The sequence below is a fragment of the Microbulbifer weihaiensis genome, assembly GCF_048323715.1.
GTDB lineage: Bacteria > Pseudomonadota > Gammaproteobacteria > Pseudomonadales > Cellvibrionaceae > Microbulbifer.
Map to the genome: position 1 here is coordinate 90,359 of NZ_JBLWFL010000004.1, position 24,791 is coordinate 115,149.

General features: G+C 58.1%; 26 protein-coding genes. 7 read left to right on the top strand and 19 right to left on the bottom strand.

Annotated features, from left to right (window positions below; translation table 11 throughout):
* Nucleotides 1-97: 97 nt before the first annotated feature.
* Nucleotides 98-2,956: a response regulator gene (locus ACNKU7_RS05070; protein WP_418295879.1), complete on the top strand. Its 2,859-nt coding sequence runs from the start codon at nucleotides 98-100 to the stop codon at nucleotides 2,954-2,956.
* 13 nt (nucleotides 2,957-2,969) lie between these two features.
* Here ACNKU7_RS05070 and recO read toward each other — a convergent pair whose 3' ends face one another.
* The 7 genes from recO to ACNKU7_RS05105 all read right to left on the bottom strand — a co-directional run bounded on the left by recO (nucleotide 2,970) and on the right by ACNKU7_RS05105 (nucleotide 10,182).
* Nucleotides 2,970-3,719: a DNA repair protein RecO gene (gene recO / locus ACNKU7_RS05075; RefSeq protein ID WP_418295880.1), complete on the bottom strand. Its 750-nt coding sequence runs from the start codon at nucleotides 3,717-3,719 to the stop codon at nucleotides 2,970-2,972.
* 16 nt (nucleotides 3,720-3,735) lie between these two features.
* Nucleotides 3,736-4,638, bottom strand: a complete 903-nt coding sequence (gene era / locus ACNKU7_RS05080) for a GTPase Era (protein WP_418295881.1) — start codon at nucleotides 4,636-4,638, stop codon at nucleotides 3,736-3,738.
* A 72-nt stretch (nucleotides 4,639-4,710) separates the two neighbouring features.
* Nucleotides 4,711-5,391, bottom strand: a complete 681-nt coding sequence (gene rnc / locus ACNKU7_RS05085; protein ID WP_418295882.1) for a ribonuclease III — start codon at nucleotides 5,389-5,391, stop codon at nucleotides 4,711-4,713.
* 3 nt (nucleotides 5,392-5,394) lie between these two features.
* Complete coding sequence (locus ACNKU7_RS05090) at nucleotides 5,395-5,850, bottom strand: DUF4845 domain-containing protein (protein WP_418295883.1); 456 nt, start codon at nucleotides 5,848-5,850, stop codon at nucleotides 5,395-5,397.
* 53 nt (nucleotides 5,851-5,903) lie between these two features.
* Nucleotides 5,904-6,704: a signal peptidase I gene (gene lepB / locus ACNKU7_RS05095; protein ID WP_418295884.1), complete on the bottom strand. Its 801-nt coding sequence runs from the start codon at nucleotides 6,702-6,704 to the stop codon at nucleotides 5,904-5,906.
* Between the two features lie 94 nt (nucleotides 6,705-6,798).
* Nucleotides 6,799-8,604: a translation elongation factor 4 gene (gene lepA, locus ACNKU7_RS05100; protein ID WP_418295885.1), complete on the bottom strand. Its 1,806-nt coding sequence runs from the start codon at nucleotides 8,602-8,604 to the stop codon at nucleotides 6,799-6,801.
* 180 nt (nucleotides 8,605-8,784) lie between these two features.
* Complete coding sequence (locus ACNKU7_RS05105; protein ID WP_418295886.1) at nucleotides 8,785-10,182, bottom strand: DegQ family serine endoprotease; 1,398 nt, start codon at nucleotides 10,180-10,182, stop codon at nucleotides 8,785-8,787.
* A gap of 222 nt (nucleotides 10,183-10,404) precedes the next feature.
* On the opposite strand from ACNKU7_RS05105, the gene mpaA reads away from it, so the two are divergent.
* Nucleotides 10,405-11,112 carry a murein tripeptide amidase MpaA gene (gene mpaA / locus ACNKU7_RS05110; protein ID WP_418295887.1) on the top strand — a complete coding sequence of 236 codons (708 nt, stop codon included), beginning with the start codon at nucleotides 10,405-10,407 and terminating at the stop codon, nucleotides 11,110-11,112.
* A gap of 46 nt (nucleotides 11,113-11,158) precedes the next feature.
* On the opposite strand, the gene ycjG is transcribed toward mpaA, so the two are convergent.
* The 5 genes from ycjG to rpoE form a co-directional block, all read right to left on the bottom strand.
* On the bottom strand, nucleotides 11,159-12,106 hold the full coding sequence (gene ycjG, locus ACNKU7_RS05115; RefSeq protein ID WP_418295888.1) for an L-Ala-D/L-Glu epimerase: 948 nt from the start codon (nucleotides 12,104-12,106) through the stop codon (nucleotides 11,159-11,161).
* A gap of 180 nt (nucleotides 12,107-12,286) precedes the next feature.
* On the bottom strand, nucleotides 12,287-12,772 hold the full coding sequence (locus ACNKU7_RS05120) for a SoxR reducing system RseC family protein (RefSeq protein WP_418295889.1): 486 nt from the start codon (nucleotides 12,770-12,772) through the stop codon (nucleotides 12,287-12,289).
* 73 nt (nucleotides 12,773-12,845) lie between these two features.
* The gene (locus ACNKU7_RS05125; RefSeq protein ID WP_418295890.1) at nucleotides 12,846-13,916 is read right to left on the bottom strand and encodes a MucB/RseB C-terminal domain-containing protein; all 1,071 of its coding nucleotides are present in this window, start codon (nucleotides 13,914-13,916) and stop codon (nucleotides 12,846-12,848) included.
* A gap of 107 nt (nucleotides 13,917-14,023) precedes the next feature.
* A complete protein-coding gene (locus ACNKU7_RS05130; RefSeq protein WP_418295891.1) occupies nucleotides 14,024-14,722 on the bottom strand; it encodes a sigma-E factor negative regulatory protein in 699 nt (232 codons plus the stop codon).
* 199 nt (nucleotides 14,723-14,921) lie between these two features.
* Entirely contained in the window at nucleotides 14,922-15,536 is a 615-nt protein-coding gene (rpoE, locus tag ACNKU7_RS05135; RefSeq protein ID WP_418295892.1) for an RNA polymerase sigma factor RpoE, read from the bottom strand.
* 161 nt (nucleotides 15,537-15,697) lie between these two features.
* Here rpoE and nadB point away from each other — a divergent pair, with 161 nt between their 5' ends.
* Nucleotides 15,698-17,335, top strand: coding sequence for an L-aspartate oxidase (gene nadB / locus ACNKU7_RS05140; protein WP_418295893.1), 1,638 nt, complete (start codon nucleotides 15,698-15,700; stop codon nucleotides 17,333-17,335).
* Between the two features lie 33 nt (nucleotides 17,336-17,368).
* On the opposite strand, the gene ACNKU7_RS05145 is transcribed toward nadB, so the two are convergent.
* The gene (locus ACNKU7_RS05145) at nucleotides 17,369-17,857 is read right to left on the bottom strand and encodes a protein YgfX (RefSeq protein ID WP_418295894.1); all 489 of its coding nucleotides are present in this window, start codon (nucleotides 17,855-17,857) and stop codon (nucleotides 17,369-17,371) included.
* Complete coding sequence (locus ACNKU7_RS05150) at nucleotides 17,832-18,077, bottom strand: FAD assembly factor SdhE (RefSeq protein ID WP_418295895.1); 246 nt, start codon at nucleotides 18,075-18,077, stop codon at nucleotides 17,832-17,834. The genes ACNKU7_RS05145 and ACNKU7_RS05150 overlap by 26 nt, the downstream gene beginning before the upstream one ends.
* 144 nt (nucleotides 18,078-18,221) lie before the next feature.
* On the opposite strand from ACNKU7_RS05150, the gene ygfZ reads away from it, so the two are divergent.
* A complete protein-coding gene (ygfZ, locus tag ACNKU7_RS05155; protein ID WP_418295896.1) occupies nucleotides 18,222-19,277 on the top strand; it encodes a CAF17-like 4Fe-4S cluster assembly/insertion protein YgfZ in 1,056 nt (351 codons plus the stop codon).
* A gap of 2 nt (nucleotides 19,278-19,279) precedes the next feature.
* Here ygfZ and ung read toward each other — a convergent pair whose 3' ends face one another.
* The 5 genes from ung to ACNKU7_RS05180 form a co-directional block, all read right to left on the bottom strand.
* Nucleotides 19,280-20,002: a uracil-DNA glycosylase gene (gene ung, locus ACNKU7_RS05160; protein ID WP_418295897.1), complete on the bottom strand. Its 723-nt coding sequence runs from the start codon at nucleotides 20,000-20,002 to the stop codon at nucleotides 19,280-19,282.
* 7 nt (nucleotides 20,003-20,009) lie between these two features.
* Nucleotides 20,010-20,507, bottom strand: coding sequence for a uracil-DNA glycosylase family protein (locus ACNKU7_RS05165; protein ID WP_418296134.1), 498 nt, complete (start codon nucleotides 20,505-20,507; stop codon nucleotides 20,010-20,012).
* Between the two features lie 83 nt (nucleotides 20,508-20,590).
* A complete protein-coding gene (locus tag ACNKU7_RS05170; RefSeq protein ID WP_418295898.1) occupies nucleotides 20,591-21,565 on the bottom strand; it encodes a hypothetical protein in 975 nt (324 codons plus the stop codon).
* A gap of 38 nt (nucleotides 21,566-21,603) precedes the next feature.
* On the bottom strand, nucleotides 21,604-22,086 hold the full coding sequence (locus ACNKU7_RS05175) for a YajQ family cyclic di-GMP-binding protein (protein ID WP_418295899.1): 483 nt from the start codon (nucleotides 22,084-22,086) through the stop codon (nucleotides 21,604-21,606).
* 56 nt (nucleotides 22,087-22,142) lie between these two features.
* Complete coding sequence (locus ACNKU7_RS05180; protein ID WP_418295900.1) at nucleotides 22,143-22,679, bottom strand: YaeQ family protein; 537 nt, start codon at nucleotides 22,677-22,679, stop codon at nucleotides 22,143-22,145.
* Nucleotides 22,680-22,776: 97 nt separating this feature from the next.
* On the opposite strand from ACNKU7_RS05180, the gene ACNKU7_RS05185 reads away from it, so the two are divergent.
* Genes ACNKU7_RS05185 through ACNKU7_RS05195 form a run of 3 tightly spaced genes read left to right on the top strand, consistent with a single transcriptional unit; the run spans nucleotide 22,777 to nucleotide 24,790 of the window.
* Nucleotides 22,777-23,406 carry a LemA family protein gene (locus tag ACNKU7_RS05185; RefSeq protein WP_418295901.1) on the top strand — a complete coding sequence of 210 codons (630 nt, stop codon included), beginning with the start codon at nucleotides 22,777-22,779 and terminating at the stop codon, nucleotides 23,404-23,406.
* Nucleotides 23,407-23,426: 20 nt separating this feature from the next.
* Nucleotides 23,427-24,182, top strand: coding sequence for a TPM domain-containing protein (locus tag ACNKU7_RS05190; RefSeq protein WP_418295902.1), 756 nt, complete (start codon nucleotides 23,427-23,429; stop codon nucleotides 24,180-24,182).
* Nucleotides 24,182-24,790 (top strand): TPM domain-containing protein, encoded by a 609-nt coding sequence (locus tag ACNKU7_RS05195; protein ID WP_418295903.1) that lies wholly within the window; start codon nucleotides 24,182-24,184, stop codon nucleotides 24,788-24,790. Before ACNKU7_RS05190 ends, ACNKU7_RS05195 begins: the two co-directional genes overlap by 1 nt.
* The last annotated feature ends 1 nt before the right edge of the window (nucleotide 24,791 follow it).

The following is a 24,791-nucleotide window of genomic DNA, read 5'->3' on the forward strand; positions in this document are numbered from 1 at the left end:
GTAGAATCGGACAAAAATAACTCAATGCAGTGCGCTAGACATGGCCGACTACCAACAGCCCCTATCGACCGGAGCAACACCATCAGGATCTGATGCGATGCACACCCGAGCCGAATCGACCGCCCGCAGTACTGTCGACCACGCCAGGGCAGCCCGCCAGCCGCGCCTGCGCTCGCTGCGGGCGATCCTGTTTATCTACGCCCTAGCCCCCGCGCTCATACTGGCCCTGGTGCTCAGCGTGCTCTTTGCCCTCCAGCAGATGCATGATCGCCGCGACCTGCTGCTCAGCCACGGGCGCGCAAGTGCAGAGCAACTGGTGGAGCTCATTTACCTGAGTGATGGCCATCCGTTCGAAGAGCGGATTGAGTGGCTGAACAAAAGCTTGATGGCCCTGATGCTCGAACGAGACATGATTCGTTCCGTCCAACTGTATCGACGTGACCTCAATGACGCCGGCGATGCCGAGCTCAGCCTCATTTCCAGTGTCGGACCGACACCCAGAACCCAGTTTTCTGCGGAGCAGCTCGTGGGCAAACCGGCCCATATATACGAAGACATTCACAGCCTGCAGGTGGTTCACCCCCTCAAAGGAAGCACCATTCACTGCTGGCTGGCGATAGAGCTGCATCGGCCCTACTTTCTCGTTGGTACCTATCAAATCGTACTCATTGGCTTGCTCGGCATGATCGCCTGCGCGCTCGCAGCCCTGGTATGGGCAGTCTTCCTGTCGGAGAAGGCCGCACAGAGCCTGGCTCGCTTCCGCGAGACCCTTGACGCCATTGGCCGTGGAGACTTTTCTGCCCGAACCACTGAACTCCGCAATCTGGAACTCCATCAACTGAGCACACAGATCAACGAAATGGCTGCCCGCCTCACCGACAACGAGCGGGAATACCAGGAAAGCCTGCAGCAATCGATGGACGACCTGCGCCAGTCGCTCGATGCGATGGAAGAACAAAACATTGAATTGGAGCTGGCCAAGAAAAAAGCCATTGAGACCAGCCAGGTCAAATCTACGTTTCTGGCCAATACCAGCCATGAAATCCGCACCCCGCTCAATGGCATTATCGGTTTCACCAATCTCTTGCTGAAAACGGAGATGGACGAGCTACAGCGGGATTACCTGCAGACCATCCAGCGTTCATCTGAGAGCCTGCTCACCACTATCAATGATATTCTCGACTTCTCCCGCATCGAGTCCGGCAACCTGGTTCTAGATCATACCCCGATGAACCTCGGCCAGGTGCTGGAAGAGACACTACAGATCCTGGCGCCATACGCATACGAACACCAGCTGGATCTGGTGCCGTTTATCGATCCCCAGTTGCCGCCATCCCAGATCGGCGACCCACTGCGCATCAAGCAGATTCTGACCAATCTCGTCAGTACCGCTATCCGCTGTTCAGAAAAGGGCAGTATCCCGGTAAGAATCACCGTTCAGAGTGGCAAAGATGCAGAGCTGGTGGCGCGTATCTGCGTCACCGATATCGGCAACCTTGCCGAGGAGAAGACGCGCCGGGAACTCAGGCAACTGCTGAAACACCGTGATATCCATCAACCCCAGGTCAGCAATAACGGCATGGGGCTCAATATCGCTTTGCGTTTGATCCAGTCCATGCGGGGGGATATAGGCATAATTGAAAACGAAGAGGGCGGCCTGACCTACTGGTTCCAGATCCCACTGGTCATTGACCGCAATCGCAGCGCCGTTACACGGGAACAGTTCCCCCGCTGCCGGATTATGCTTGCTGACCCCAACCCGCTCACCCGCCAGCAGATTCATCAGATGCTGCAACAATGGCGAGTAGAGCCGCTGGAGCACTGTGACAGTGCAACCCTGCTGCCCGCACTCGAACAAATGTGGCGTCACGATGGCCTACCGGACGCGGTGATCATCGACTCCGGCCTCTGGAAAGATGACTTTGATGCATTCGTGTCTTCGGTACAGAAGCTTGTGGACACTTGCCAGTGCCGGGTCATCATCCAGGGCTCCCCCATGGATTTGCGTCGCTGCTATGACACCCTGCGAACCCGCGTGCTTGCATTTGTGGGCAAGCCAGTCAGCCGCGATGGACTGCTGCGGGCGCTAAAACGTGCGATACCAAACCAGTCTCACACGAGGCCGGTGACTGGCGGCATCCCCAGCCTGCCCTGGCCGGCCCGCCCAAGGGTGCTGGTTGTCGACGATTACGAGGCCAACCGGCTGCTCATGAACGAGCTTCTGCGGGCCCAGAATGTCGAAACCCAGACGGCCGCCAGTGGCGAGGAAGCGCTGAAACTGTGGCGCAATCAGCACTTTGACATGATTTTTATGGATATCCAGATGCCGGGAATGGACGGTATCGAAACCACCAACCTGATACGTGCAGAGGAAACCGGTCGCCGCACGCCGGTGATCGCCCTGACGGCCCATGTTGGCACTGAAGAAAAGTCACGCCTTTTGAGTGCAGGCCTGGATGATTACCTCAGCAAGCCGATCGGAGAAGTCCAGCTGGCACACACCATCAAGCGCTGGATGGAGATCAATGTCCAGCAGGGAAGTGCCGAACCGTCACCGCTGGAGCCCCGCCTGGTCGATATCAGCGAGAGCCTCAGCCTATGCAACCAGGATCCCAAACTGGCCCGTGACCTTTTGCAGATGCTACTGCGCAGCCTCCACGAGGACACACTGCAGATCAACCAACTGACCCGGGAGAAAGATTATCAGGGTCTGTTTGAGATAGTTCATCGCGTGCATGGAGGCTGCTGTTACTGCGGAGTTCCACGCCTGCGCGCGGCGACGAGCAAACTGCAAGAACACCTTCGCCCGCAACTGGACAACGACACCGTAGACTTGGATCCTGCGCTGTTAGAGCAGGTGCTAAAAGAGATTGAAAACTTGCGTGACTGGGCCGCAGAACAGGATCTGGAAGCATTGTTCGGTCATGGAAACGAACTCACTGAACCGTCAGACTGACTGGAAACACCGGTTAGTCCGCCAGATAAACCTGACGAAACAGTTCCCGGCTTTTTAATGGTCTCGCGCCCAGAAGTGGCGTAAGCAACAGACGCGTGAGGCGCTTAGCGGAATGCAGCGACTGGTCGCCCATCGGTCCACCATCCTGTGCTGCGGCCAGAGCCAGCAGTCCAGCACCAGGAAACTCCGCGGCACCCGGTGGGCGACCGACAGGCAGCACTACCGGTACAAATCCATCCTCGATGGTCAGTCTGTACGTCAATTCAGGCTCGATCGCCTGCCCCAGGACCGGGCACATGTCCAGCGGTGGCAAGCTCCCAAGCGCCTGCAAAAGCAACAGTTCGAATCGCCTCAGCGGCTCTTCCAACGCCCTGTTGGAATCCGGGTCCAACCCGGCCAGCTGCGGCAGCAAAGACTGGTAGGCCGCAAACACTGACTCTACGGCATCGCCCTCCGGCAACAAACGCACAAGCAGCTCATTCACATAGAGCCCGGCATACACTGCCCGCCCCTTCAGCCAAATAGACTGCCCCGCCGCCTCAACCGGCCCGAGTGTCTTGAGATCGTGGCGCCCAAGCAGAGTGACCAGCAGCGGCGAAAATGGCTGCAGCGCCTGCTGCCGGCGCTGCTTGTCACGGCGCGCCCCTTTGGCAATACAGGCAATGCGGCCGTAATCCGGCGTCAGCAGTTCCAGTATGAGACTCGTATCGCGAAAGGGGCGGGAGTGGAGGATATAGGCAGGTTGAGGCGGCAGTTGCTGCACGGCGCACCCCTACACTCTATTGCTTGTCGATGTAGCCGAGACTGCGCAGCGCTCGCTCGTCGTCGGACCAGCCGGACTTCACCTTCACCCACAGGTTCAGCATCACTTTGCTGTCAAACAGCCGCTCCATATCCAGGCGCGCCTGCTGCCCTATCTGCTTGATCCGCTCACCCTTGGTGCCGATCAGTATCCTCTTCTGGCCGTCGCGCTCCACCAAAATAGCCGCGCTGATATGCAGAACCTTGCCTTCCTGAGCAAACTCTTCAACCTCAACGGTGACTGCATAAGGGATTTCAGCCCCCAATTGACGCATGACTTTTTCACGGACAATTTCCGCGGCCAGAAAACGGGAACTGCGATCCGTAATCTGGTCTTCTTCAAAGAAATGAATACTCTCGGGCAGGTGACCAATGATCACGCTCTCGAGAGACTCAAGATTCGTGTTGCGCAACGCGGATAGAGGCACGATTTCCGCTTGTGGGAATCGCTCGGAAAGCGCCTGCAACTGGGGCAAAAGGTCGCCCTTGTCCTCCAGCTGGTCAACTTTGTTCACCGCGACAATCAGGGGGCACTTCAAACCGCGAAGCTTCTGCGCGACCAGCTCGTCACCTTCTGTCCAGCGCGCCCGTTCGACCACGAACACCACCACGTCCACATCCCTGGTGGAACTTACCGCGGCGCGATTCATATAACGATTGATCGCCTTTTCCTGATCCGCGTGCAGACCCGGGGTATCCACGAAAATAATCTGGTTCGGACCTTCGGTTTTGATCCCCAGCATATTGTGCCGGGTAGTCTGGGGCTTGCGGGACGTGATGCAGATCTTCTGCCCGAGAATATGATTCAACAACGTGGATTTACCCACGTTCGGACGACCGACAATGGCCACGTACCCACAACGGGAAGGTTGTTCGCTCAAGAGAAATCTCCGCGCTTCAGGGCGCAATGAATGTTAACGCGATTAATTGGTGACCTGGGGCCGATTATAGGATCAGTCCTGCCCGGACAGTCGGGCGTATGCCGCCGTCGCGGCCGCCTTCTCGGCCGCGCGCCGGTTACTACCCATGCCTTTCACTGGCTCCTTGAGACCCGCGACCCGACACTCCACCACAAATTCCTGGGAGTGTTCTTCACCGCCGACTTCCAATACAGAATATTCCGGCAGCGGCTTCTGGCGCGCCTGCAACCATTCCTGCAGGCGAGTCTTCGGATCCTTGGCAGTTTCCAGTGAAAGGTTTTCCAGTCTCGGAGCAAACCAGGCCAATACTCTTTGGCGGGCAGCCTCGAAACCGGCATCAAGATAAATGGCACCGATGATGGCCTCGACGGCATCGGCAAGGATTGAAGCGCGACGGTGACCGCCGCTTTTCATCTCGCCCTCACCCAGAAACAGGCACTCGCCGATCTCCAGTTCCTTGGCCAGCTTGGCCAGTGTCTCACCACTCACGAGCTGCGCCCGCAAACGACTCATCTGCCCCTCACGGCCTTCCGGGAACTTTTCAAACAGGGCGGCACTGATGGAGAACCCGAGAATGGAGTCCCCCAAAAACTCAAGCCGTTCGTTATTGCGGCTGCCATGGGAACGGTGGGTAAGCGCGAGCTTCAATAAGTCCTCACGCGTAAACTGATGGCCCAGCCGCTTGCTGAGCCTTTGTAGCAGAAGGTCTGTCACCGTCTATATGTCATCTCTTCGGAACTGTTCCAGGTCAACCAGAGGCTCGCAGCAGAGTTCCGGCTTCACTGTATTCAGCTGTTTGTCGAACTTCATCACTACGTCCACGTTCTTGAACAGAGGCTGACGCAGCTCGTAATTGATACTGACCAGAGTACTGTCGGCACCGCGGATCACCTTCACCGCTTTGAGAGGCTCCCCGCGCACATTGTTAATCGTAAAGTAACGGCCCAACTCACGCTTGATCTCGGCATTGGTGAGGTCGCGAACATTGTCGATCTTTGACAATGTCTGCAGCCCTTCTTCAACGTAGTATGCGTCAATATAGCCAGGGCCCAATTTGGAGACGATGGTCAGGCCAAAGCCAAATACCGCCAAAACAAACAGCCACCCCCAGTAACTCATGCCACGCTGACGAATCAGATTCTGGCGCGGGGAAAAACGTCGTTGCTCTGTCATGTTGTTTCACCGATTTATCGTTGTGTTCTATTACGGTTTCAGTAACTCGAGCCTTACTCGATACCACCTACCCGCTCAAAGCTTGGCAGGCTCAATAGTTTGTCCCAATGCATCCAGATTGCAAAGGCCTTGCCGACAATGTCCTTCTCCGGCACAAAACCCCATTCGCGGCTATCCAGACTGTTGTCTCGATTGTCTCCCATCATGAAATAGTGACCTTCCGGTACCACAATGGTGCGGGTATTGCCGTAGCGACTCGGTGTCACGCGCTTCGCCATCAGGTGGCGCTTGCCATCGATCTCCTCCCACAGGAATTCCTTCTGTGGGTTGCCTGGCGGCAGGGCCTGAATCAGCTCCTGCGGCGCCACCTTGCCGTTGATATACAGCACGTTATTGACCACCCGGATTTCATCCCCCGGAAGGCCGATCACCCGCTTGATATAGTAGGTGTCGTTCATGTGCGGAGGGAAAAACACCATGACGTCCCCGCGCTTCGGCTCTCCCAGATTCATCACTTTGGTACGGGACACCGGGAGACGAAGGCCGTAGGCGAACTTGTTCACCAGAATGAAATCCCCCTCGATGAGGGTCGGATCCATTGAGGCCGAAGGGATCTGGAACGGCTCGACCAGGAATGAGCGCAGAACAAAGACAATCGCCAGCACCGGGAAAAAGGACTTCGCATACTCAACCAGTACCGGTTCCCGCACTGCTTCAGAGCCGTGCACACCTTCTCCAGCGGCTTTGGCGGCAGCAGCCCGGCGCCCCCGAGCGAGAAACAACGCATCAAACAACCAGATTGCGCCGGTGACCGCCACAAGAAGCAGCAAAATCAGGGGAAAGTTGATATCCATTCACACGTCTCTTGTTCTTAAATTATCCGCTGTTATTAACATTCTGGCTGTCGCGCCGGATGTGCATCAAGCCTCACCCGGCGCAGCGCTTCCGTCAGCTATCCACTTTCAGTACAGCGAGGAATGCGTCCTGGGGCACTTCTACCCGTCCCAACTGTTTCATGCGTCGCTTACCGGCTTTCTGCTTTTCGAGCAGCTTTTTCTTTCGCGTCACGTCGCCACCATAGCACTTGGCAGTGACATTCTTGCGCAGCGCCTTGACGGTGGTACGCGCAATCACCTGCCCACCAATCGCTGCCTGGATCGCCACGTCAAACATTTGTCGCGGGATCAGCTCTTTCATTTTTTCGGCAAGTGCGCGACCGCGAGTCTGAGCGTTGTCACGATGCAAAATAACCGCAAGTGCGTCCACCCGCTCGCCGTTGATCAGGATATCAAGACGAACCAGTTTTGCCGGTTCAAAACGCACAAAATTGTAATCCAGCGACGCAAAACCGCGGCTGACAGACTTAAGGCGATCAAAGAAATCCATGACCACTTCACTCATCGGTAGCTCGTAGCGCAGTGATACCTGGCCACCCACGTACTGCATATCTTTCTGGATACCACGCTTTTCAACACACAAGGTGATGACGTTGCCCAGATACTCCTGCGGCACCAGGATGTTTGCCTCCACGATCGGCTCGCGCATCTCCTGGATCATGCCCAGGTCAGGCATGCGCGACGGGTTATCCATATTGACCAGTTCACCGTTGGTCAACAGCACCTCGTAGATTACCGTCGGTGCCGTGGTAATCAGGTCGAGATCGTACTCCCGCTCCAGGCGCTCCTGGATGATTTCCATATGCAGCATGCCGAGGAAACCACAGCGGAAGCCGAAGCCCAGCGCATCGGAAGTCTCCGGCTCGTAAAACAGGGAGGCATCGTTCAGGGAAAGCTTGTCCAGCGCATCGCGGAAGGTCTCGTAGTCATCGGAACTGACCGGGAACAGGCCTGCATATACCTGCGGCTTGACGCGCTGGAATCCCGGCAGCATCTGCACCTCTTCCGCACCCTTGGCATGGGTGAGGGTATCGCCCACGGGCGCGCCGTGGATGTCTTTGATACCAGCCACAACGAAGCCCACTTCACCGGCTTTGAGCACCCCGGTTTCCTTGCGTTTCGGGGTAAACACACCCACGCTGTCAACCACATGCGGCCGGCCAATAGACTTGGTAACGATCTTGTCCTTGGTTCTCAGGGTGCCCTGAACCACGCGCACCAGAGACACAACGCCCAGATAGCTGTCGAACCAGGAGTCGATGATCAGCGCCTGCAGCGGCGCATCCACATCACCTTCCGGCGGTGGCACCAGGCGCACGATATCTTCCAGGACATCTTCCACACCGAGGCCCGATTTGGCACTGCAGCGCGTTGCTTCCGTCGCATCGATCCCGATGATGTCTTCGATTTCCTGAGCCACTTTTTCCGGCTCGGCCTGTGGCAGGTCCATCTTGTTCAGGACAGGAATGACTTCGAGCCCCTGCTCGATTGCCGTGTAGCAGTTAGCCACAGACTGCGCTTCCACACCCTGGGCGGCGTCCACCACCAGCAGCGCACCTTCACAGGCCGCCAGGGATCGGGATACCTCATAGGAGAAATCCACGTGGCCGGGGGTATCAATAAAGTTCAGCTGGTAGGTTTTACCATCCCGCGAGGTGTAGTCGAGCGTTACGCTCTGGGCCTTGATGGTAATACCCCGCTCTCGCTCGATATCCATACTATCGAGCACCTGGGCGGCCATTTCACGGTCGGAAAGTCCGCCACAGACCTGAATGAACCGGTCGGCGAGGGTGGATTTCCCGTGATCGATGTGGGCGATGATGGAGAAATTGCGGATATGGGAGAGATCAGTGGCCACTGCGAGGGTAAAACCTTTTAAAAATCAGTGAGTTAATAAGCGGACCAGGCCGCACTGTGGGCGCAAGTCTAACAGGTTGCGCGAAAAGTGCATCCAGTGCGTCGGGAGTGCCGATAAGCAAAGGGCTTCGGGGCTGCAACCAGCCCGCGAAGCCCCGCGTTTACTCACTTTGCCAGAGGATCACTCCTCTTCAATCTGGATGGTGCGGAAAGTCGGCTGGCCTCCCCGGAAAAAGCGAATAGGCAGCAATTCTCCTGAGGGCAGCTTTTTCACGATTTTTTCGTAGTCGCTGACGGTTTCCACCGCTTCAAAACCAAGCTGGGCAATAATGTCGCCACTACGCAGGCCCGCATTGGCGCCAGCTTTGCCGGGTACTACCTGCTTGACCACCACACCACTCTCTACCCCCAGGCGCTGCTTGAGCCCCTCGGGGATATCGTCAACCACAAGCCCAAGGCGCCCGCCGACGTCGGTTGTGGCCGGGACACTGGCCTGCTGCTCCTCGCCCTCACCAGGCAGCGCACCAACCCGCACACTGAGCTTGCGCTCTTTGCCTTCCCGCATTAGTACCACGGGCACATCGGAGCCCGGGCGAGTCTGGCCAACCACGTGCGGCAGGTCACCGGACATATGGATCTTGTGACCATCAAAGCGGGTGATCACGTCACCAACCAGAATGCCAGCCTTGTCCGCAGGGGAACCGGCCTCCAGCTGCCCCACCAGCGCACCGGTGGGCTTACCCAGGCCCATAGCTGTGGCCAGCTTGCGATCTACATCCTGGATACCCACGCCAAGCCAACCGCGGTCAACCCGCCCCTTCTCCCGCAGCTGCGCGACGACGTCCTGAGCCAAACTGGCGGGAATCGCGAATGACAGGCCGATTGACCCACCGCTACGGGTATAGATCTGGGAATTGATGCCAATCACCTCACCTTCGAGGTTGAACAGAGGCCCGCCGGAATTACCCGGGTTGATGGCCACGTCCGTCTGAATGAACGGCACATAGTTTTCGCGACTCTCGTTGGGGATGCTGCGCCCCATCGCACTCACGATGCCCGCGCTGGCGGAGTAATCGAGCCCGAATGGAGAGCCGATGGCCACTACCCATTCACCAACCTTGATCCTCTCCGAATCGCCCCAGCGCACGGTTGGCAAATCCCTGGCGTCAATCTTCAGCAGCGCCAGATCTGACCGCTGGTCGGTGCCGATAACCTTGGCATCAAATTCACGCCGATCCGTCAGGGTCACCTGAACCTGATCCGCGCCATCGACGACGTGATTATTGGTGACCACATATCCATCTTCGGAAATGATGAAACCGGATCCCATGCTGGCTACCGGACGCTGTTGCCGCTGTGGGGGCTCCAGCAGGTGGCGGAAGATATCCGGAATGTCCTGCTGGTATTGCGGCGGCACCCGGTTACTGGAAGTACGGGCGCGCTCAAGAGTGTTGATTTTCACTACCGCCGGGGAGTTCTGCTCGATCAGCCCCGTGAGCTCGGGAAACCCGCGCGCATCGACAGCCGTGGAAACCAGGAAACAAAGCGCAATGAGAAACTGCGTACAGCGTGTAACCATATTTTGTTACCCCTAATAAGCCCTTCTAATTTTCAGAATTGCGTTAACAGACAAATTATCCTTCGAACAATGTTGCCGCCGCCGGTATTCACTAATATTCCGGGGAGCCTCATTGCTGAGCAGCGAAGTGATGGAGACACTTTCCTGCGTTTAGCACCTTATTAGTTGGGCTTTCTTGGAGAAAGTTCGCATCATCCAGTGTAAAACAGTGTTAAGACGCCCATGCCAGAATTGCGCCCCCGACAGCAACGCGGACAGTTTCACCACCAGCGCTACCCGTACGGCCAATCAGTACTGGGCGCGCCACTGTTTTACTTCCCTGCGGAAATCGTGGAACACAGTTCCGGTATCATAATGGCCGGTACCCATGGCGACGAGGTAGCCGCCGTCGTGGCGCTGTCGTGCGCCCTGCGCTCACTCGCCAACGGGCAGCTCCGCCACCATGTGATCCTGGCGGTCAACCCGGACGGCTGCCAGCTGGGCATCCGCGCGAATGCCAACGGTGTTGACCTCAACCGCAACTTCGCCACCTCAAACTGGCGCCCGGGCGGCACGGAATATCGCTGGAACAGCGCGGCCGAAGCCCGCGACGTATACCTTTCCACCGGCGACAACCCTGGCTCAGAACCCGAAACCCAGGCACTCTGCAGGCTGATTCAGGAACTGTCGCCAGCATGGATTGTGTCGATTCACGAACCGCTGGCCTGCGTGGAAGACCCGCAGCAGAGCCCCCTGGGACACTGGCTGGCGGAAAATATCGAACTCCCCCTCGTCAGCGATGTGGGCTACCAGACCCCCGGATCATTTGGCACCTGGTGCGCAGAACAGCAGCACCACTGCATCACCCTCGAGTACCCCCCCATTTCGGCCGATGCCGCCAGTGAAGCCTATCTCGACGTCATGACCCGCCTGTTGTGCTACAGCGAGTAGCAACCAATCAGACCGGAGGTATGAATTGGGCGACCGCCCCAAACATTCAAGTCCAATAGACACGCCCGCCGTCAAACCTCAATGGCTCCACGTCGCGGGCCAGCCAGGTAGGCCCATCCAGATCCACGAAACGCGCCCAATCGCCCAGCGGCCAGGCCGCGCGCACCGCGCGCGAAGTGCACAGCATGCACCCCAGCATAAGCTCAAACCCCATGCGTCGCCCTTCTTCGGCGAGCGCCAGGGCTTCAGTGAGACCACCGGTTTTATCCAGCTTGATGTTCAACATGTCGTACCGCCCCCGCAATCGCGGCAAGTCTTTGCGGGTGTGACAGCTTTCGTCGGCGCAGATAGGCAGCGGATGCGCAAAGCGTGACAGCAGTTCATCCTCTGCCGCCGGCAAGGGCTGCTCCAGCATTGCCACGCCGCGTTCAGCCAGGGCATCACAGAGCTTCGGCAACCCCTCTCCGCGCCAGGCCTCATTCGCATCAATGACCAGCTCCGCAGAGGGCGCTGCGGCCCGCACCGCTTCCACACGCTGCAACACCAGCTCCCTGTCGAGTTTCAGCTTCAACACCGTCACCCCACGCCCCACCGCCACCACAGCCGCCTCTGCCATGGCTTCCGGCGAGCCGATTACCAGTGTTTGCACGGTCGGCAGGGACATAGAAAACGGCGGACCCGCACCATTTTGCTTCGAGTTCCAATCCGCCATCGCGCAGTCAATCGCATTTCGTGCAGCGCCGGCCGGCGCTGCAGTCTGGAGCCCGGCCCGTGTAAGCCCCTGCTCCAGTGCCGGCACGAGCGCGCGGATCTCGCTCATAACCGACTCAACGCTCTCGCCATAACGTGCGTAGGGGGTGCACTCGCCGATCCCGGTAATGCCGCCAGAGGAATACTCCACCACCACCACATCCGCCTGAGTGCGGGCACCTCGGGAAATCACGAAAGATGTCTTCAGCGGCCAACTCTCTGGGTAGCTGTGCACTTCGACCATAGCCCCCCTCCGGGGAGAAATCTTGAGGATCGTATAGAAGGGTTGTGAGCCCGGACAGCTCAGCTTTCAGTGTAGGAAAAGACAAGGAGGGGCACCCGGAATCTGCATGGTTCGGCCAGAAGGTTGCTTCCGGGCGAAGCAGGTGCCACTCACAGAAAGGTAAGCCAGAGCCAATAACAGTCAGGGCTTTGGAAGCTCGCTCCAGTCGACGGGCGTAGCACAGGGCTGGGTTATCTCCGCCCGCAGGAACTGTGGGGTCATTGAAGGATTGCTGCGATTGCGGTGGCCAAACCAGCGTACGCCGATTCCACCAGCCACCAAACCGAACAATGCCCCGGCAATCGCCAGGGGTTCAGCACCCAGCACATTACCGGCCTGCGCACCGACCAGCAGGCCAACCAGAGGCAAAAGGTAGACAACAAGGGCACTGGTCGCGAGCGTATTTTCAGATATCCCGATGACCACTGCATCGTGCAACCCCAAACTGGACAGCTGCCGCTGCGGCACAGGCACGTAAACGCGCGACGCGCTGGACCAGAAATCGCTGAGCAGCCCAGTTCCGCAACCGGACTTGGCCGCACAGCCGTGACAGCTGCTGCGCTGCACAGTTTCAACCCAAATCCCATCGCCGCCGAGGGCTACAATTCTGCCCCGCTCTTCGATCATTTCGTTAGTCCACCTGTTTGCCCATGAGAGCATTTGAACAAACTTCGCCAGGTTTCCCTGCCGTCAATATCCATCAATTTTTGGCTGCAATCGCACGGGCCACCAGCTGCGCAGTCTGCACCGGGATTTCGCCCACTACAGTAATGGTATAGCGCTGCTCGCCCTCCAGCACGTGATCCATGTATGCGACTGTCGCCCCCCGCACCGCGCGCCCATTAAAATTCATTTCCGGGCCGAGCATCTGGATGAATACCGTGAACACGCTGAGCCCATCACTGTAAACGAGCATTTCGCCATTCTCGACTTCCCGGGCAGCCACCGCCTTGAACCCAGGAGGAATCCAGCGCACCTGCCAACGGCTCACAATGCTGCCGCAGGCAGCCATGGTATCGGTTTCACGCGCAGAATCCGTATGTGCCGCCAAATCCTTGTCGCTGACCGGTGACAGGTCGAGCTGTACAAACTGGTAGCGCTCCAAGATCTGGCCATTGGCGTTAACGAGCAGCGACTTGAGCGGCAACCCGGTTTGCCTGTCAACGCTGACGACCATACCCAGGCGATGCACATCCTTTGGCCGCAGCTCCAGCACCACCGCGTCGCGATCAGCCACCCGCTCATCGCCGCGCAGTAAAACATGGTAGAGCGCCTGTACATTTTCTTGCCCGCTGCGACTCCAGATGCCCGCACGGGATAAAGGGCTACCCTCGCGACGGCAGTGCGCATCGTGACCGCGACTTACCAGCTCCCGGGAGGTTCCACTGAGATACCGCACACGCTCCACCAGTTCACCACCGCGAATTCCGCGCACGACTTCCAGCGTTTCAAGCATTCCGACATGCTCAAACGTGACCAGCCCCCGATATTCAAGGCTGGTTACGGCTTCAGCCATTTTGTTTAGCCAGTAGGCCGGAGCCCGGTCTTCAGCCTGGGGCTCACCACTGCCCTCGGCCTGCGCAGCGATCAGCAGCGGCGGCCGTAGGAGTTCTCCGCCAGCCGGCGAGCCAGACTGCGTGGCCAGTGATCCGGCGCCCTGCCGCTCGCCTTCAGACCCGCTCTGCTGGGCATTAAGGGCGGGCGCCACTAACAACAAAGCCAACAGCAAGCTGTTGGCTTTGTTCGGAATGAATTCGATTCGCTTCAGCATGACAACTCTATTAATGGTTATCGGGATATCGTACATGCACCGGTTTTCTGCCGGCGACCGGGTCTTTACCCGGCCACAGAATATACCGCAGTCCGACAAGCAGGCCGCTATTCAGGCGGCTGCTCACCATACGTCGCACGGGCAAACGGCACCATGCCCTGACTACCCATCTGGGCCGCCTGCTCCGAATGCTCGACCATTACCCGATTTAGATGCCGCATCAAATCTGCAGAAGGCACCAACTGCACCGGGACACTCTGCTGGCCCACACCACGCTGCTCTGGCGTAACCAGCGGCATGGTGGAAACAGAGCGGGTATTCAGGGCAGGAACATAAAAGCCACTCGGCCTGGGCACAGATTGCACCGGCTGCTGGGCAGGCCGCTCAACTTCAGCGGCCAACTCGACACCGATGCCAGTCGTTGCCGGCTGCTGCATCTGCTGCACACCCAGAACCGCCGCAAAAGCGACCGTTGCCGCCACGGCACCACGGGAAAGCGGACGCCACCAGCGGCTGCGGGCACCAACATCATTGGCGGCCACATCGGGCTGCACATTGTGCAGCGGCTCATCGTCGATGGCGGCAGAGATCCTGGCGGCCAACCCGAGGTCAACCGGCGCCACCTGCTCGCCCCGCATCACGCTCGCAGCGAGCTGATAACGCGACCAGCGCAGCCCGAGGTCATCCGAGCCGCTACCGGCCGAACTTTCTTTGAGCAGACGCTGGATTTCGAGTTCACTGGCCTCACCGTCCATCAAGGCAGACAGTGACTCGTTCAGACGCTGCTGATGATTCCCGTGTGACATACGGGTCAACCCTCTTTCAGTGCAATCCCATAGGTGCTGTATCGCACCCTGCTTGTTGGTACTTGAGACCGGGCGTGTGGCCAAAAGTTTTATCTGGCAGGCAAAAATTGTGTGATTTCACTCAACATTTACCTATGAGAGACATCTCGCCTACCCGGCTTTGGTTATATTGAAACAAAGCTGCATAAAGATTAGACGCTCAACCGCGCCCGTCTACCGGCTCGGGCTCCCCGGCCATCACCAGCTGCACCGCACGGTCAATTGCCTCGCGGGCCCGGAAGATCCTCGATCTCACGGTTCCCACAGGACAGCCCATGACCTCGGCGATTTCCTCGTAGCTCAAACCTTCCATCTCGCGCAGCGTGACTGCCGAGCGCAGATCTTCCGGCAGATCGCGTATGGCCCGGTTTACGGTGGCCGCCAACTGGTCGCGGAACAGCTGGTTTTCCGGGGTATCGATATCTCTCAGGGCATCCGCGCCGGAGTAGTACTCTGCATCTTCCAGATCAACATCCGATGAAGGCGGGCGGCGACTGCGGGAGACGAGATGGTTCTTGGCCGTATTGATGGCAATGCGGTACATCCAGGTGTAGAAAGCGCTCTCACCGCGAAAGTTCTTGAGCGCCCGATAGGCCTTGATAAAAGCCTCCTGGGTTACGTCATTTACTTCGGAATGATCGTTGATGTAGCGACTCACTACCGCCATGATCTTGTGCTGGTACTTCAATACCAGCAGGTCAAAGGCGCGCTTGTCCCCTTTTTGAACCCGCTCTACCAGCTGGCTGTCACTTGGTGACGCCTGTTGCGCTGTCATCCCCTACTCCCAACCTGCCCCTCACGGCGCAGCGATGTGGCCGGAGAGCGCGAGTTTATTCTGTTGTGTACAAGACACTGTTGATCGGTCATAAGTTCCTGACAAATCAGTAATTTTCAAGATGTCGTATACTACGCGCCCCTAAAGACTAATAAAACTCCATGAGCGAACAAGCAAACGCACAGTTGAACAGTTACGACGTACTGGTGGTCGGCAGCGGCGCAGCCGGGCTGACCCTGGCCCTGCACCTGGCAGGCAGCTATCGTGTCGCCCTGCTTTCCAAGCAGCGCCTGCGGGACGGCTCCACCTGGTTTGCCCAGGGCGGTATCGCCGCAGTACTGGACGAATCTGACTCAGTAGACGCCCATGTAGCGGATACATTAGATGCAGGAGCCGGCCTCTGCCACCCGGATGCCGTGCGCTTCACGGTGGAAAACAGCCGCGAGGCCATTCAGTGGCTGATCGACCAGGGGGTCGACTTCACCCGCGAAGAGGATGGTGAATACCATCTCACAAAGGAAGGTGGGCACGGTCACCGGCGCATCATTCACAGCGCCGACGCTACCGGCCGCGCCGTGCACAGCACACTGATTGAGCGGGTTCGCAACACCCCCAACATCGATTGCTTCGAACATCACATCGCCCTGGATCTGATCCGCCAGCCGGACTCCACTACCGGCCGTTTCCGCTGTGCCGGCTGCTATGTGTACAACAAGGCCTCGGAAGAGGTGGAGGTCTTCCAGGGCCGGGCGGTGGTACTGGCCACAGGCGGTGCCAGCAAAGCGTACCTTTATACCAGCAACCCGGATGGCGCCAGTGGTGATGGCATTGCCATGGCGTGGCGGGCGGGCTGCCGTGTGGCGAATATGGAATTCAACCAGTTCCACCCAACTTGCCTGTACCACCCCAAAGCCAAGTCCATGCTGATCACTGAGGCGCTGCGGGGCGAGGGCGCACAGCTCAAGCTCCCGAACGGCGAGCGTTTTATGCAGCGCTTCGACAAACGCGGCGAGCTGGCTCCGCGGGATATTGTCGCCCGCGCAATCGACCACGAAATGAAGCGCCTCGGCGCCGACTGCGTCTACCTCGACATATCCCACAAAGACCCGAAGTTTGTGCGGGAACATTTTCCCACGGTCTACAGCAATTGCCTTGAGTACGGGATCGATATCACCAAGGAACCGATCCCGGTCGTTCCGGCTGCGCATTACACCTGCGGCGGCGTGATGGTGGACCAACACGGTCGCACCGACCTGGATCAGCTGTATGCCATAGGGGAAACCACGTTTACCGGTCTCCACGGAGCCAACCGGCTGGCCAGCAATTCACTGCTGGAGTGCGTGGTCTACGCGCGCTCCGCGGCCATGCATATCGAAAGCACCATCGACAAGGTTTCCCCACCCCGCCCCGCGCTCGCGTGGGATGCCTCCCGGGTGACGGACTCGGATGAAGATGTCGTGATTTCCCACAACTGGGACGAGCTGCGGCGCTTTATGTGGGACTTCGTGGGCATTGTGCGCACGCGCAAGCGTCTGCTGCGGGCCGAGCACCGGGTGAAATTGCTGCAGAAGGAAATCCTCGAGTTCTATGCCAACTATCGCATCACCAGCGACCTGATTGAACTGCGGAACCTGGCGGTGGTGTCGGATCTGATCATTCAGTCCGCACTGGACCGGCGCGAAAGCCGGGGCCTGCATTACTCGCTCGACTACCCGGGCCTGCGGGAATTGGCCATGGACACTATTCTGGTGCCTGCAAACTTCGCCGACCAGCGCCATTTCATTGGCCCTGCCAGCTGAACCCGGAATAACAGCAGCACAGGGATGACCGCTTCAGGTGGTGCGTGAATAGCGCAACGCCACCTGCAAGCGGCGCCAGTCGTCGGGCAACATGGCGTCTCGTGCCAACACCAGCCTGAGCCGGCCGCCATCGACATAGCACCCATTGATCACGACAAGCCAGCGCCACACGACCAGCTCCCCACGTAAACAGAACGCCCGCTGCACCCCGCCCGCCGCATGCCAGTACCAGCGCCGCTCACTGGTTGAGAGGCGGCCGCACGAATACCGCAGGCGCCCGGCGTCAAAATACGCAACAGCCAGCACCAGCAAAGAGCCCAGGCCCGCGAACATCCAGTAAAGAGGGGAACCCCACAACAACAGAAGTGACTGGCATGTCGCCAGAACGAGAAGCCCCCGCAAGAAGCGCGAGGGCCGAAGCTCACAGGTCAGTCTCGCGCTGCGCTCAGGGTTGGCAGCGGCGAGCCCGGCCCGGTATAGGGAAGAAGCAGGCGATTCAGTCCTGCAAACCGGTATTGTCACGAATGATCTGCACAATATGTTTCAGATCCGGATCCTCCGGATCCTCACGGCGCAGGAACCAGGAAAACAGATCCTGATCCTGCTCGTCCAGAAGCCGGATATAGCGCTGCTGATCCTCAGGATCCAGGGTTTCGTAAACGTTATCCAGAAACGGCAGCAACACCAGATCAAGTTCCAGCATTCCCCGTCGGCTAGCCCAAAACAGGCGATTGCGATCCATACTACCCTCTCAAACGCATACGTTACCAAGTTAGAATTTGCGCAGTATAACGTACCCGGCACAAACACGCCCCGGTTGAAATTCAGCGACAAACCCCCAGATACTGCAACCCAATTTCCGCAAATCCAATACAGCGAGTACAACATGGATCAACAGCAGTGGCAGGAGTACCTGAGCAGCCAAGGCGCCCAATGGTACGCGGGTGCAGCCGATTTTCCAGACAGCAGTGCGCATCCTGAACTCCAGTTGATCGACCTGAGCCCACTGGGGGCGATTTCCGTCACCGGCCCGGACAGCCAGAAATTCCTGCAGGGACAGCTCACCTGTGATTTGATCAACCTGCCCGACGAGCACCTCACTCTTGGCAGTCACTGCAACCCAAAGGGGCGCATGATCAGCGCATTTCACGCGCTGAAAATTAACCAAAGCGAATTCCTGCTACTGCTGCCTCGGGATCTGGCCCCATTGGCATTGACCGCATTGAAAAAGTACGCGGTATTTTTCAAGACCGAACTCAAGTCCCTTGAGGGAGAATTCCGCTGGCTGGGCCTATGCGGGCACGATGCCGGAGCGCGTGCCAGCCACTTGCTGAGCCTTTCCCACAACAGCCAGAACGACCTGATTCCCGGTCAGTTGATTCCCTTCGACCACAACGGCACCCGGGCCCTGGCCTGTATGCTGCACGAGCGCACCGTCGCGTTACTTGTCGCAGAGGAACAGGCCGCGGATCTGTGGCAAAAGCTGGCCAATACGCCTGCAAAACCCGCCAGTTACCGCAAATGGCAACAGCAGCTGATTGCCGCAGGTGTGCCGGAACTCCACGCTTCGACCAGTGAAATGTTTGTTCCACAAATGCTCAACCTGCATCTTCTCGGCGGCGTCAGCTTTAAGAAGGGCTGTTACACGGGCCAGGAGGTTGTGGCAAGGATGCAGTACCTCGGCGCAGCCAAGCGCCGCATGTTCCTGGCAAAAGCCGAGGGGCAGGACATCCCAGAGCCCGGGGCAGAAATCTTCAGCGCTGACGGCGGTTCCAGTATTGGCAACCTCGTGTACGCCTGCGCAGCGGAAAGCGGAATCGAATTACTGGCGGTACTGACGAAGTCCAAAGTCGCCGAAAATGCAGTGATCCAGCTTCAGGACGGCAGACCGCTGACGCTTGCAGACCTGCCGTATGACGCGGATGCTGACCCGCTCGCCTGAGGTCAGATTTCCACCGAAACCCGTCGCAATGCACTGGCCGCCGGCAATGCCCAATTGACCGGCGCCATACCATGCTCCTGTAACCATTGGTTGGCCTGGGAAAACGGCCGGGTGCCAAAAAAGCCCCGATGCGCGGACAGCGGAGAGGGATGCGGCGCGCTCAAAACCAAATGCCGGTTGCGATCGATAAACCCGCCCTTTTTCTGCGCGTGACTCCCCCACAGGATGAAGACCAGGCCATCGCGCTGTTCGGCCAGGGCGTGAACGGCGGCATCGGTAAACTGCTCCCAGCCTCGCCCCTGATGCGCGCCCGCGCGACTCTCTTCCACTGTCAGCGTGGCATTCAGCAACAAAACCCCCTGCTCTGCCCAGGGCTGCAGGCAGCCGTGCTGCGGCGGCTCAATACCAAGGTCAGTAGCAAGTTCCTTGTAGATATTCTGCAGCGACGGCGGTATGCGCACCCCCGGCATGACCGAAAAACACAGTCCGTGCGCCTGGCCGGCACCGTGATACGGATCCTGCCCGAGTATCACGACCTTTACCTGGTCAAACGGAGTGGAGTTAAACGCATTGAAGATCTGCCCACCCGGGGGAAAAATCGTTTTACCTGCCTGCTTTTCCTGCTGGAGAAAATCCCTCAACTCCGCCATATAAGGTTTACTGAATTCTGGCTGCAACACTGCATACCACGAGGGGTGAATCTTCACATTTGCCGGAATCTGCATTACTGACCTATAAAATCTTTTTTACCCGGGATCGCAGCGCCGGCACCACGGTTTCCTCAAACCAGGGGCGCTGCTTGAGCCACAGGGTATTTCGCGGGCTGGGATGGGGCAAGGGGAAAAAACCTGACGGCAAGGCGTCGGCATAGTGGCGGACATTTTCGCTGATACTGCCATACCAGTGCGGCAGGTAATATCGCTGGGCGTACTGACCAATGAGCAAAGTCAGCTGAATATTCGGCAACTCAGCCAGCAAACGCGCATGCCATGCAGGGGCACACTCGGGACGCGGAGGCAAGTCACCACCCTTGCCGCGCCCCGGATAACAAAACCCCATCGGGACAATGGCAATTCGAGACTGATCGTAAAAAACCTCGCGATCAACTTGCAGCCAGCTGCGCAGACGATCACCGGAAGGATCGTTCCAGGGAATTCCGGTCTCATGCACACGGGTTCCCGGCGCCTGGCCAACAATCAGCAACCTGGCTGATCTTGCAGCAGCCAACACCGGCCGCGGCCCGCGCGGCAGGCTAGCCTCGCACAACCGGCAGCCGCGAACTTCCTCCAGCAAAATTTTTAGCCGGTCAGATGTCACGGCAGCTGTCGCTTCTCGGATGCGCCTGGATGGGAAAGCAGCAGTAGCAACCCCCGGGTGTCCGATTTATCTTTTACTCGGGCATCGCCATTGTTATCCAGAACCACATAAATGCCCCGCTCGTCGACAGCCAGGCCCTCCCCTTTGCCGTACTGATCTGTACGGTAGCGGTACTCAGGATTTCTCTCGATATGCCGGTAAGTGACACACCAGTTCGCCGTCAAATCTGAAAGTGACCGCTGACACACGGCGTAGGCGTTGCGCTCCAGGGTATACAGGCTACCGGCGAAATATGCCAAACCCGCGATATCTTCGGAGTAGCCGCGAAAATTGAGCCCGGCAACCGGTGGAATCTGAAAAAAATCCTGCCCCTCAAGGTCTCCCGGCTTCAGCCTGAGCAGGCCCCGCGGGTTGCGCTCAAGTGCAATCCAGAAATCGTCACCTACTTTCGCCACGCCCTCGCTGGCGCCATTGAAATGATGCAGGTAACCCGCAGCCTGCGCCGACTCCAACCACTTTTGTTGCGTCCATTGTGCAACACCCCCACCCGCTTCGAGAGACGCCAGGCGATTGTGCCTTTCGCTCAGCAAGAAAAATTGGTCGTCGTCACATGTCACACCCTCGAAGTCCATACTCAGGTCAACGCTGGCAACATGCAGGGCTCGCGCTTTCAGAGAGACAGGTTGATCGGCAGGAAGTCCCGGCGGCGCGAACCCAGGCCGCGCCACCAGTGCCACGCTGGGCTCGCCTAAACGCGGATTCAGCGAGAAAAAGCGGTCTGAGGCCTTGTCGGCTACCGCAACCAGCTCTCCGCGGCAGAGGCTGAGACCGGAAATATCCAGCCCTTCGCTCCCATCCACCCACCACGCCTGCAAAAGCTCTGCCGGTACAACCTCGGCTGAATCAATGGCGGCAACGGAGGACAACGCCAGGCAAGCAATTAGCGCCGTGAACAAACATCGAATTTTCAACTGCGTAATCACTTCCTGGCGCCTGTCTGGAAACTGCCTTAATCGCGAAAGTTATTAAATTGCAAAGGCTGTTCCAGCTCTTTGCCCCGCAACATGGCAATCACCTGTTGCAGATCGTCGCGCTTCTTACCGGTAACCCGCACCTGATCCCCCTGAATCGCGGCTTGCACCTTCAGCTTTTCGTCTTTGATGATCTTGACGATCTTCTTCGCCAAATCCTTGTCGAGACCATTTTTCAGGGTGACCGCCACCTTGACCTGTTTACCGGACTGTACGGGGTCTCCCACTTCCATCGCCAGCGGGTCGATACTGCATTTGATCAGGGCCGCACGCAGCATATCTTCCATCTGTGCAACCTGCATATCTGACTCAGCGCGCAGGGTCAGCGCGAACTCCGCCATTTCAACTTCCGCATCGACCCCTTTGAAATCGAAGCGGTTGGTGATGGTCCGGTTGACCTGATCCACTGCGTTGGTCAGCTGGTGTTTGTCTACTTCAGATACAATGTCAAATGATGGCATGAATAAATTCCCCATAAGTTCCACCCACCGGTGCGTGAGCAGTTGAGATGCAAATGTTACTTCCAGGTCTCCGGCACAATCTCGACATTGTGCTTGTCACTGGAAACCCAAATATGTCCGTCCTGAATTGTCACACTGAGATCCATTGAGCGGTCGGCCAGTTGCGCCAGCGCCGCACAGGCATCTGCTGGCAGAAAACACACTTCCAGGTTATCGAAACGCTCGCATACAGAAGCCATTTTCTGCCACCACACAGGCGCGGTGCGCTGCCCGTAAGCATATACGCGAACAGCTCGAGCCCGGTTACAGGCCTTGCGCACCCGGTCATCGGCCGGCACCCCCACCTCAATCCACTGCTCGATCTCCCCGCTCAGGCTGTGACGCCACAGATCCGCCTCATCGTCACTGGACAGACCCCGGGTGAACTCGAGCTGCTCGTGCGCATTGTGGGCGAAAGCGAGCAGCCGGATCATCATGCGCTCATCCGTTTCCGATGGGTGTCGCGCCAGGGTCAGGTGGTGTTCACCGTAGTATTCCCGATCCATATCGGCAATCTGGATCCGGGCTTTGAAGATCGTTGCTTTAAGTGCCATTACTACTCTCAGTATGCCGGCCTGCGGAGGCTTTTCCACGGAAGCCGATTATTGACGACTATTATTGTCTCGTTCGGAACCAACATGGATGATCGGTATGAACTCTGCACTCGCGGGCAAACAGAATTCCACCTTGCGCCGAATCTGGCAAACATCACTGCTGGCGCTTATCGCACTGGGTCTGACCGGCTGTGGCATCAACAACATCCCGACCTACGACGAAAACGTCAAGGCGGCCTGGGCCCAGGTTCAAAACCAGTATCAGCGTCGCGCAGACCTGATCCCCAACCTGGTAAAAACGGTCAAAGCGTATGCCGCCCATGAACAGGAGACCCTTCAGGCGGTCACCGAGGCCCGTGCCAAAGTGAATTCGATGCAGGTGGATGCCGATGTCATCAACGATCCAGCCAAACTACAGCAATTTGAAGCTGCCCAGGCCCAGCTGAGCAGCGCCCTGTCACGCCTGATGGTAGTGGTAGAGCGCTACCCCGACCTGAAAGCCAACCAGAATTTCCTCGCCCTTCAGTCACAGCTGGAGGGAACCGAAAACCGCATCAGTGTGGCCCGGCGGGATTATATCGCTGCGGTCGAGCGCTACAACCGCGAAATCCGCACCTTCCCAGGCCGCATCTGGCACAGCATCCTGTATAGCGACCTGCCCATCCGCGAAACCTTCGAGGCAACCACGGAAGGCGCAGAAAAAGCACCGGAAGTCGACTTCCAGTAAACGCCTAGCCGGAGCATTTCATGCTGACCCGATGGGCCACTACACTGCTGGTTTCCTTTGTCGCGCTGATTGGCGCGGCAGTGGCTGTGGCGGACATCAAGTTCCCGCCACTGTCCGGCCGTGTTGTCGACAACGCCAACCTGCTTAGCCAGAGCACCCGCTACCAGCTGACAGCCCTGTTGCAGCAACACGAAAAAGAGACCAGCAACCAGATAGTGGTTGTCACCTTGCCGGATCTCCAGGGCTATACCATCGAGGAATATGGTTACCAACTGGGGCGACATTGGAAAATCGGGCAAAAAGGCAAAGACAACGGCGTGTTATTGATCGTCGCACCCGCCGAGCGGCAGGTGCGCATTGAAGTCGGCTATGGACTGGAGGGCCCGCTTACCGACGCCCTGTCCTCCAATATCGTGCACACCAAGATCCTGCCCCACTTTCGCAATGGCGACTTTGACGGCGGCGTGCTGGCTGGTGTCGAGTCCATAATCGCCGCGATAAAAAACGAATACGTCGCTGAACCCACGGAAACCAATCGCGACCGACAGCTCGCACTACTGGTCGCCATCTTTCTCCTTTTCGTGATGCTGCAGTTGTTTGGCTCATCGGTACTCGGCACGCCCAGCGACAGCCGTACCTACCGGCGCGGCCGTTACGGCGGCTATTACGGAGGTGGTGGCTTTGGAGGCGGATTCGGTGGCGGCGGCGGGTTTGGCGGTGGCTTCGGCGGTGGCGGCGGTGGATTTGGCGGTGGCGGTGCATCGGGAGGCTGGTAATGTTAAGTGCAAGCGAACGCAGAACTCTGTCCGACACCATTAAAGAGGTCGAGGCGAAAACAGACGCAGAGGTGGTCACTGTTCTCGCGCGACAAGCGGACAATTACCTCTACATTTCCACTCTCTGGGCGGCGTTTCTGGCCCTGCTGCTGGCCCCGCTGTTCCAGTTTCTGCCCTGGTGGCTGGAGTATCAGCAGGCTTTCACACTGCAATGGATCCTGTTTATCGCGCTCGCCGTCGTATTCCGCTGGCGGCCTCTCACCATGCGCCTGGTCCCTAAGCGGGTAAAATTCTGGCGCGCGGCGAATCTCGCTCGCCGCCAGTTTTTGCAACAGGAGCTCCATCACACCAAAGACCGTCTCGGCCTGCTGATCTTTGTATCCGTCGCAGAACACTATGTGGAAATACTGGCAGACCGCGGTTTGGCCGAACAAATCACCAATGAGCGCTGGCAGGAGATCGTGGAAAATTTCATCCGCGAAGTGAAAAAAGGCAAAACCAGCGAAGCTTTTGTCCATTGCGTAGAACAGTGCGGTGAACTTCTCGAAGAAGCCGCTCCCGCCACAATAGCCAAGAACGAACTACCCAATCATCTCGTGGTTCTATAAT

Excerpts from the sequence above, each read along its gene's own strand:
- ygfZ (WP_418295896.1), top strand. The coding sequence starts at position 18,222 with ATGGATCAACAGCAGTGGCAGGAGTACCTGAGCAGCCAAGGCGCCCAA.
- ACNKU7_RS05130 (WP_418295891.1), bottom strand. The coding sequence starts at position 14,722 with ATGTCACACGGGAATCATCAGCAGCGTCTGAACGAGTCACTGTCTGCC.
- ACNKU7_RS05120 (WP_418295889.1), bottom strand. The coding sequence starts at position 12,772 with ATGATCGAAGAGCGGGGCAGAATTGTAGCCCTCGGCGGCGATGGGATT.
- ycjG (WP_418295888.1), bottom strand. The coding sequence starts at position 12,106 with ATGGTCGAAGTGCACAGCTACCCAGAGAGTTGGCCGCTGAAGACATCT.
- ACNKU7_RS05150 (WP_418295895.1), bottom strand. The coding sequence starts at position 18,077 with ATGGATCGCAATCGCCTGTTTTGGGCTAGCCGACGGGGAATGCTGGAA.
- nadB (WP_418295893.1), top strand. The coding sequence starts at position 15,698 with ATGAGCGAACAAGCAAACGCACAGTTGAACAGTTACGACGTACTGGTG.
- ACNKU7_RS05185 (WP_418295901.1), top strand. The coding sequence starts at position 22,777 with ATGAACTCTGCACTCGCGGGCAAACAGAATTCCACCTTGCGCCGAATC.
- rpoE (WP_418295892.1), bottom strand. The coding sequence starts at position 15,536 with ATGACAGCGCAACAGGCGTCACCAAGTGACAGCCAGCTGGTAGAGCGG.
- ACNKU7_RS05195 (WP_418295903.1), top strand. The coding sequence starts at position 24,182 with ATGTTAAGTGCAAGCGAACGCAGAACTCTGTCCGACACCATTAAAGAG.
- ACNKU7_RS05175 (WP_418295899.1), bottom strand. The coding sequence starts at position 22,086 with ATGCCATCATTTGACATTGTATCTGAAGTAGACAAACACCAGCTGACC.
- ACNKU7_RS05180 (WP_418295900.1), bottom strand. The coding sequence starts at position 22,679 with ATGGCACTTAAAGCAACGATCTTCAAAGCCCGGATCCAGATTGCCGAT.
- ACNKU7_RS05105 (WP_418295886.1), bottom strand. The coding sequence starts at position 10,182 with ATGGTTACACGCTGTACGCAGTTTCTCATTGCGCTTTGTTTCCTGGTT.
- ACNKU7_RS05190 (WP_418295902.1), top strand. The coding sequence starts at position 23,427 with ATGCTGACCCGATGGGCCACTACACTGCTGGTTTCCTTTGTCGCGCTG.
- mpaA (WP_418295887.1), top strand. The coding sequence starts at position 10,405 with ATGCCAGAATTGCGCCCCCGACAGCAACGCGGACAGTTTCACCACCAG.
- lepB (WP_418295884.1), bottom strand. The coding sequence starts at position 6,704 with ATGGATATCAACTTTCCCCTGATTTTGCTGCTTCTTGTGGCGGTCACC.
- ACNKU7_RS05090 (WP_418295883.1), bottom strand. The coding sequence starts at position 5,850 with ATGACAGAGCAACGACGTTTTTCCCCGCGCCAGAATCTGATTCGTCAG.
- ACNKU7_RS05070 (WP_418295879.1), top strand. The coding sequence starts at position 98 with ATGCACACCCGAGCCGAATCGACCGCCCGCAGTACTGTCGACCACGCC.
- ACNKU7_RS05125 (WP_418295890.1), bottom strand. The coding sequence starts at position 13,916 with ATGCTGAAGCGAATCGAATTCATTCCGAACAAAGCCAACAGCTTGCTG.
- ung (WP_418295897.1), bottom strand. The coding sequence starts at position 20,002 with ATGCAGATTCCGGCAAATGTGAAGATTCACCCCTCGTGGTATGCAGTG.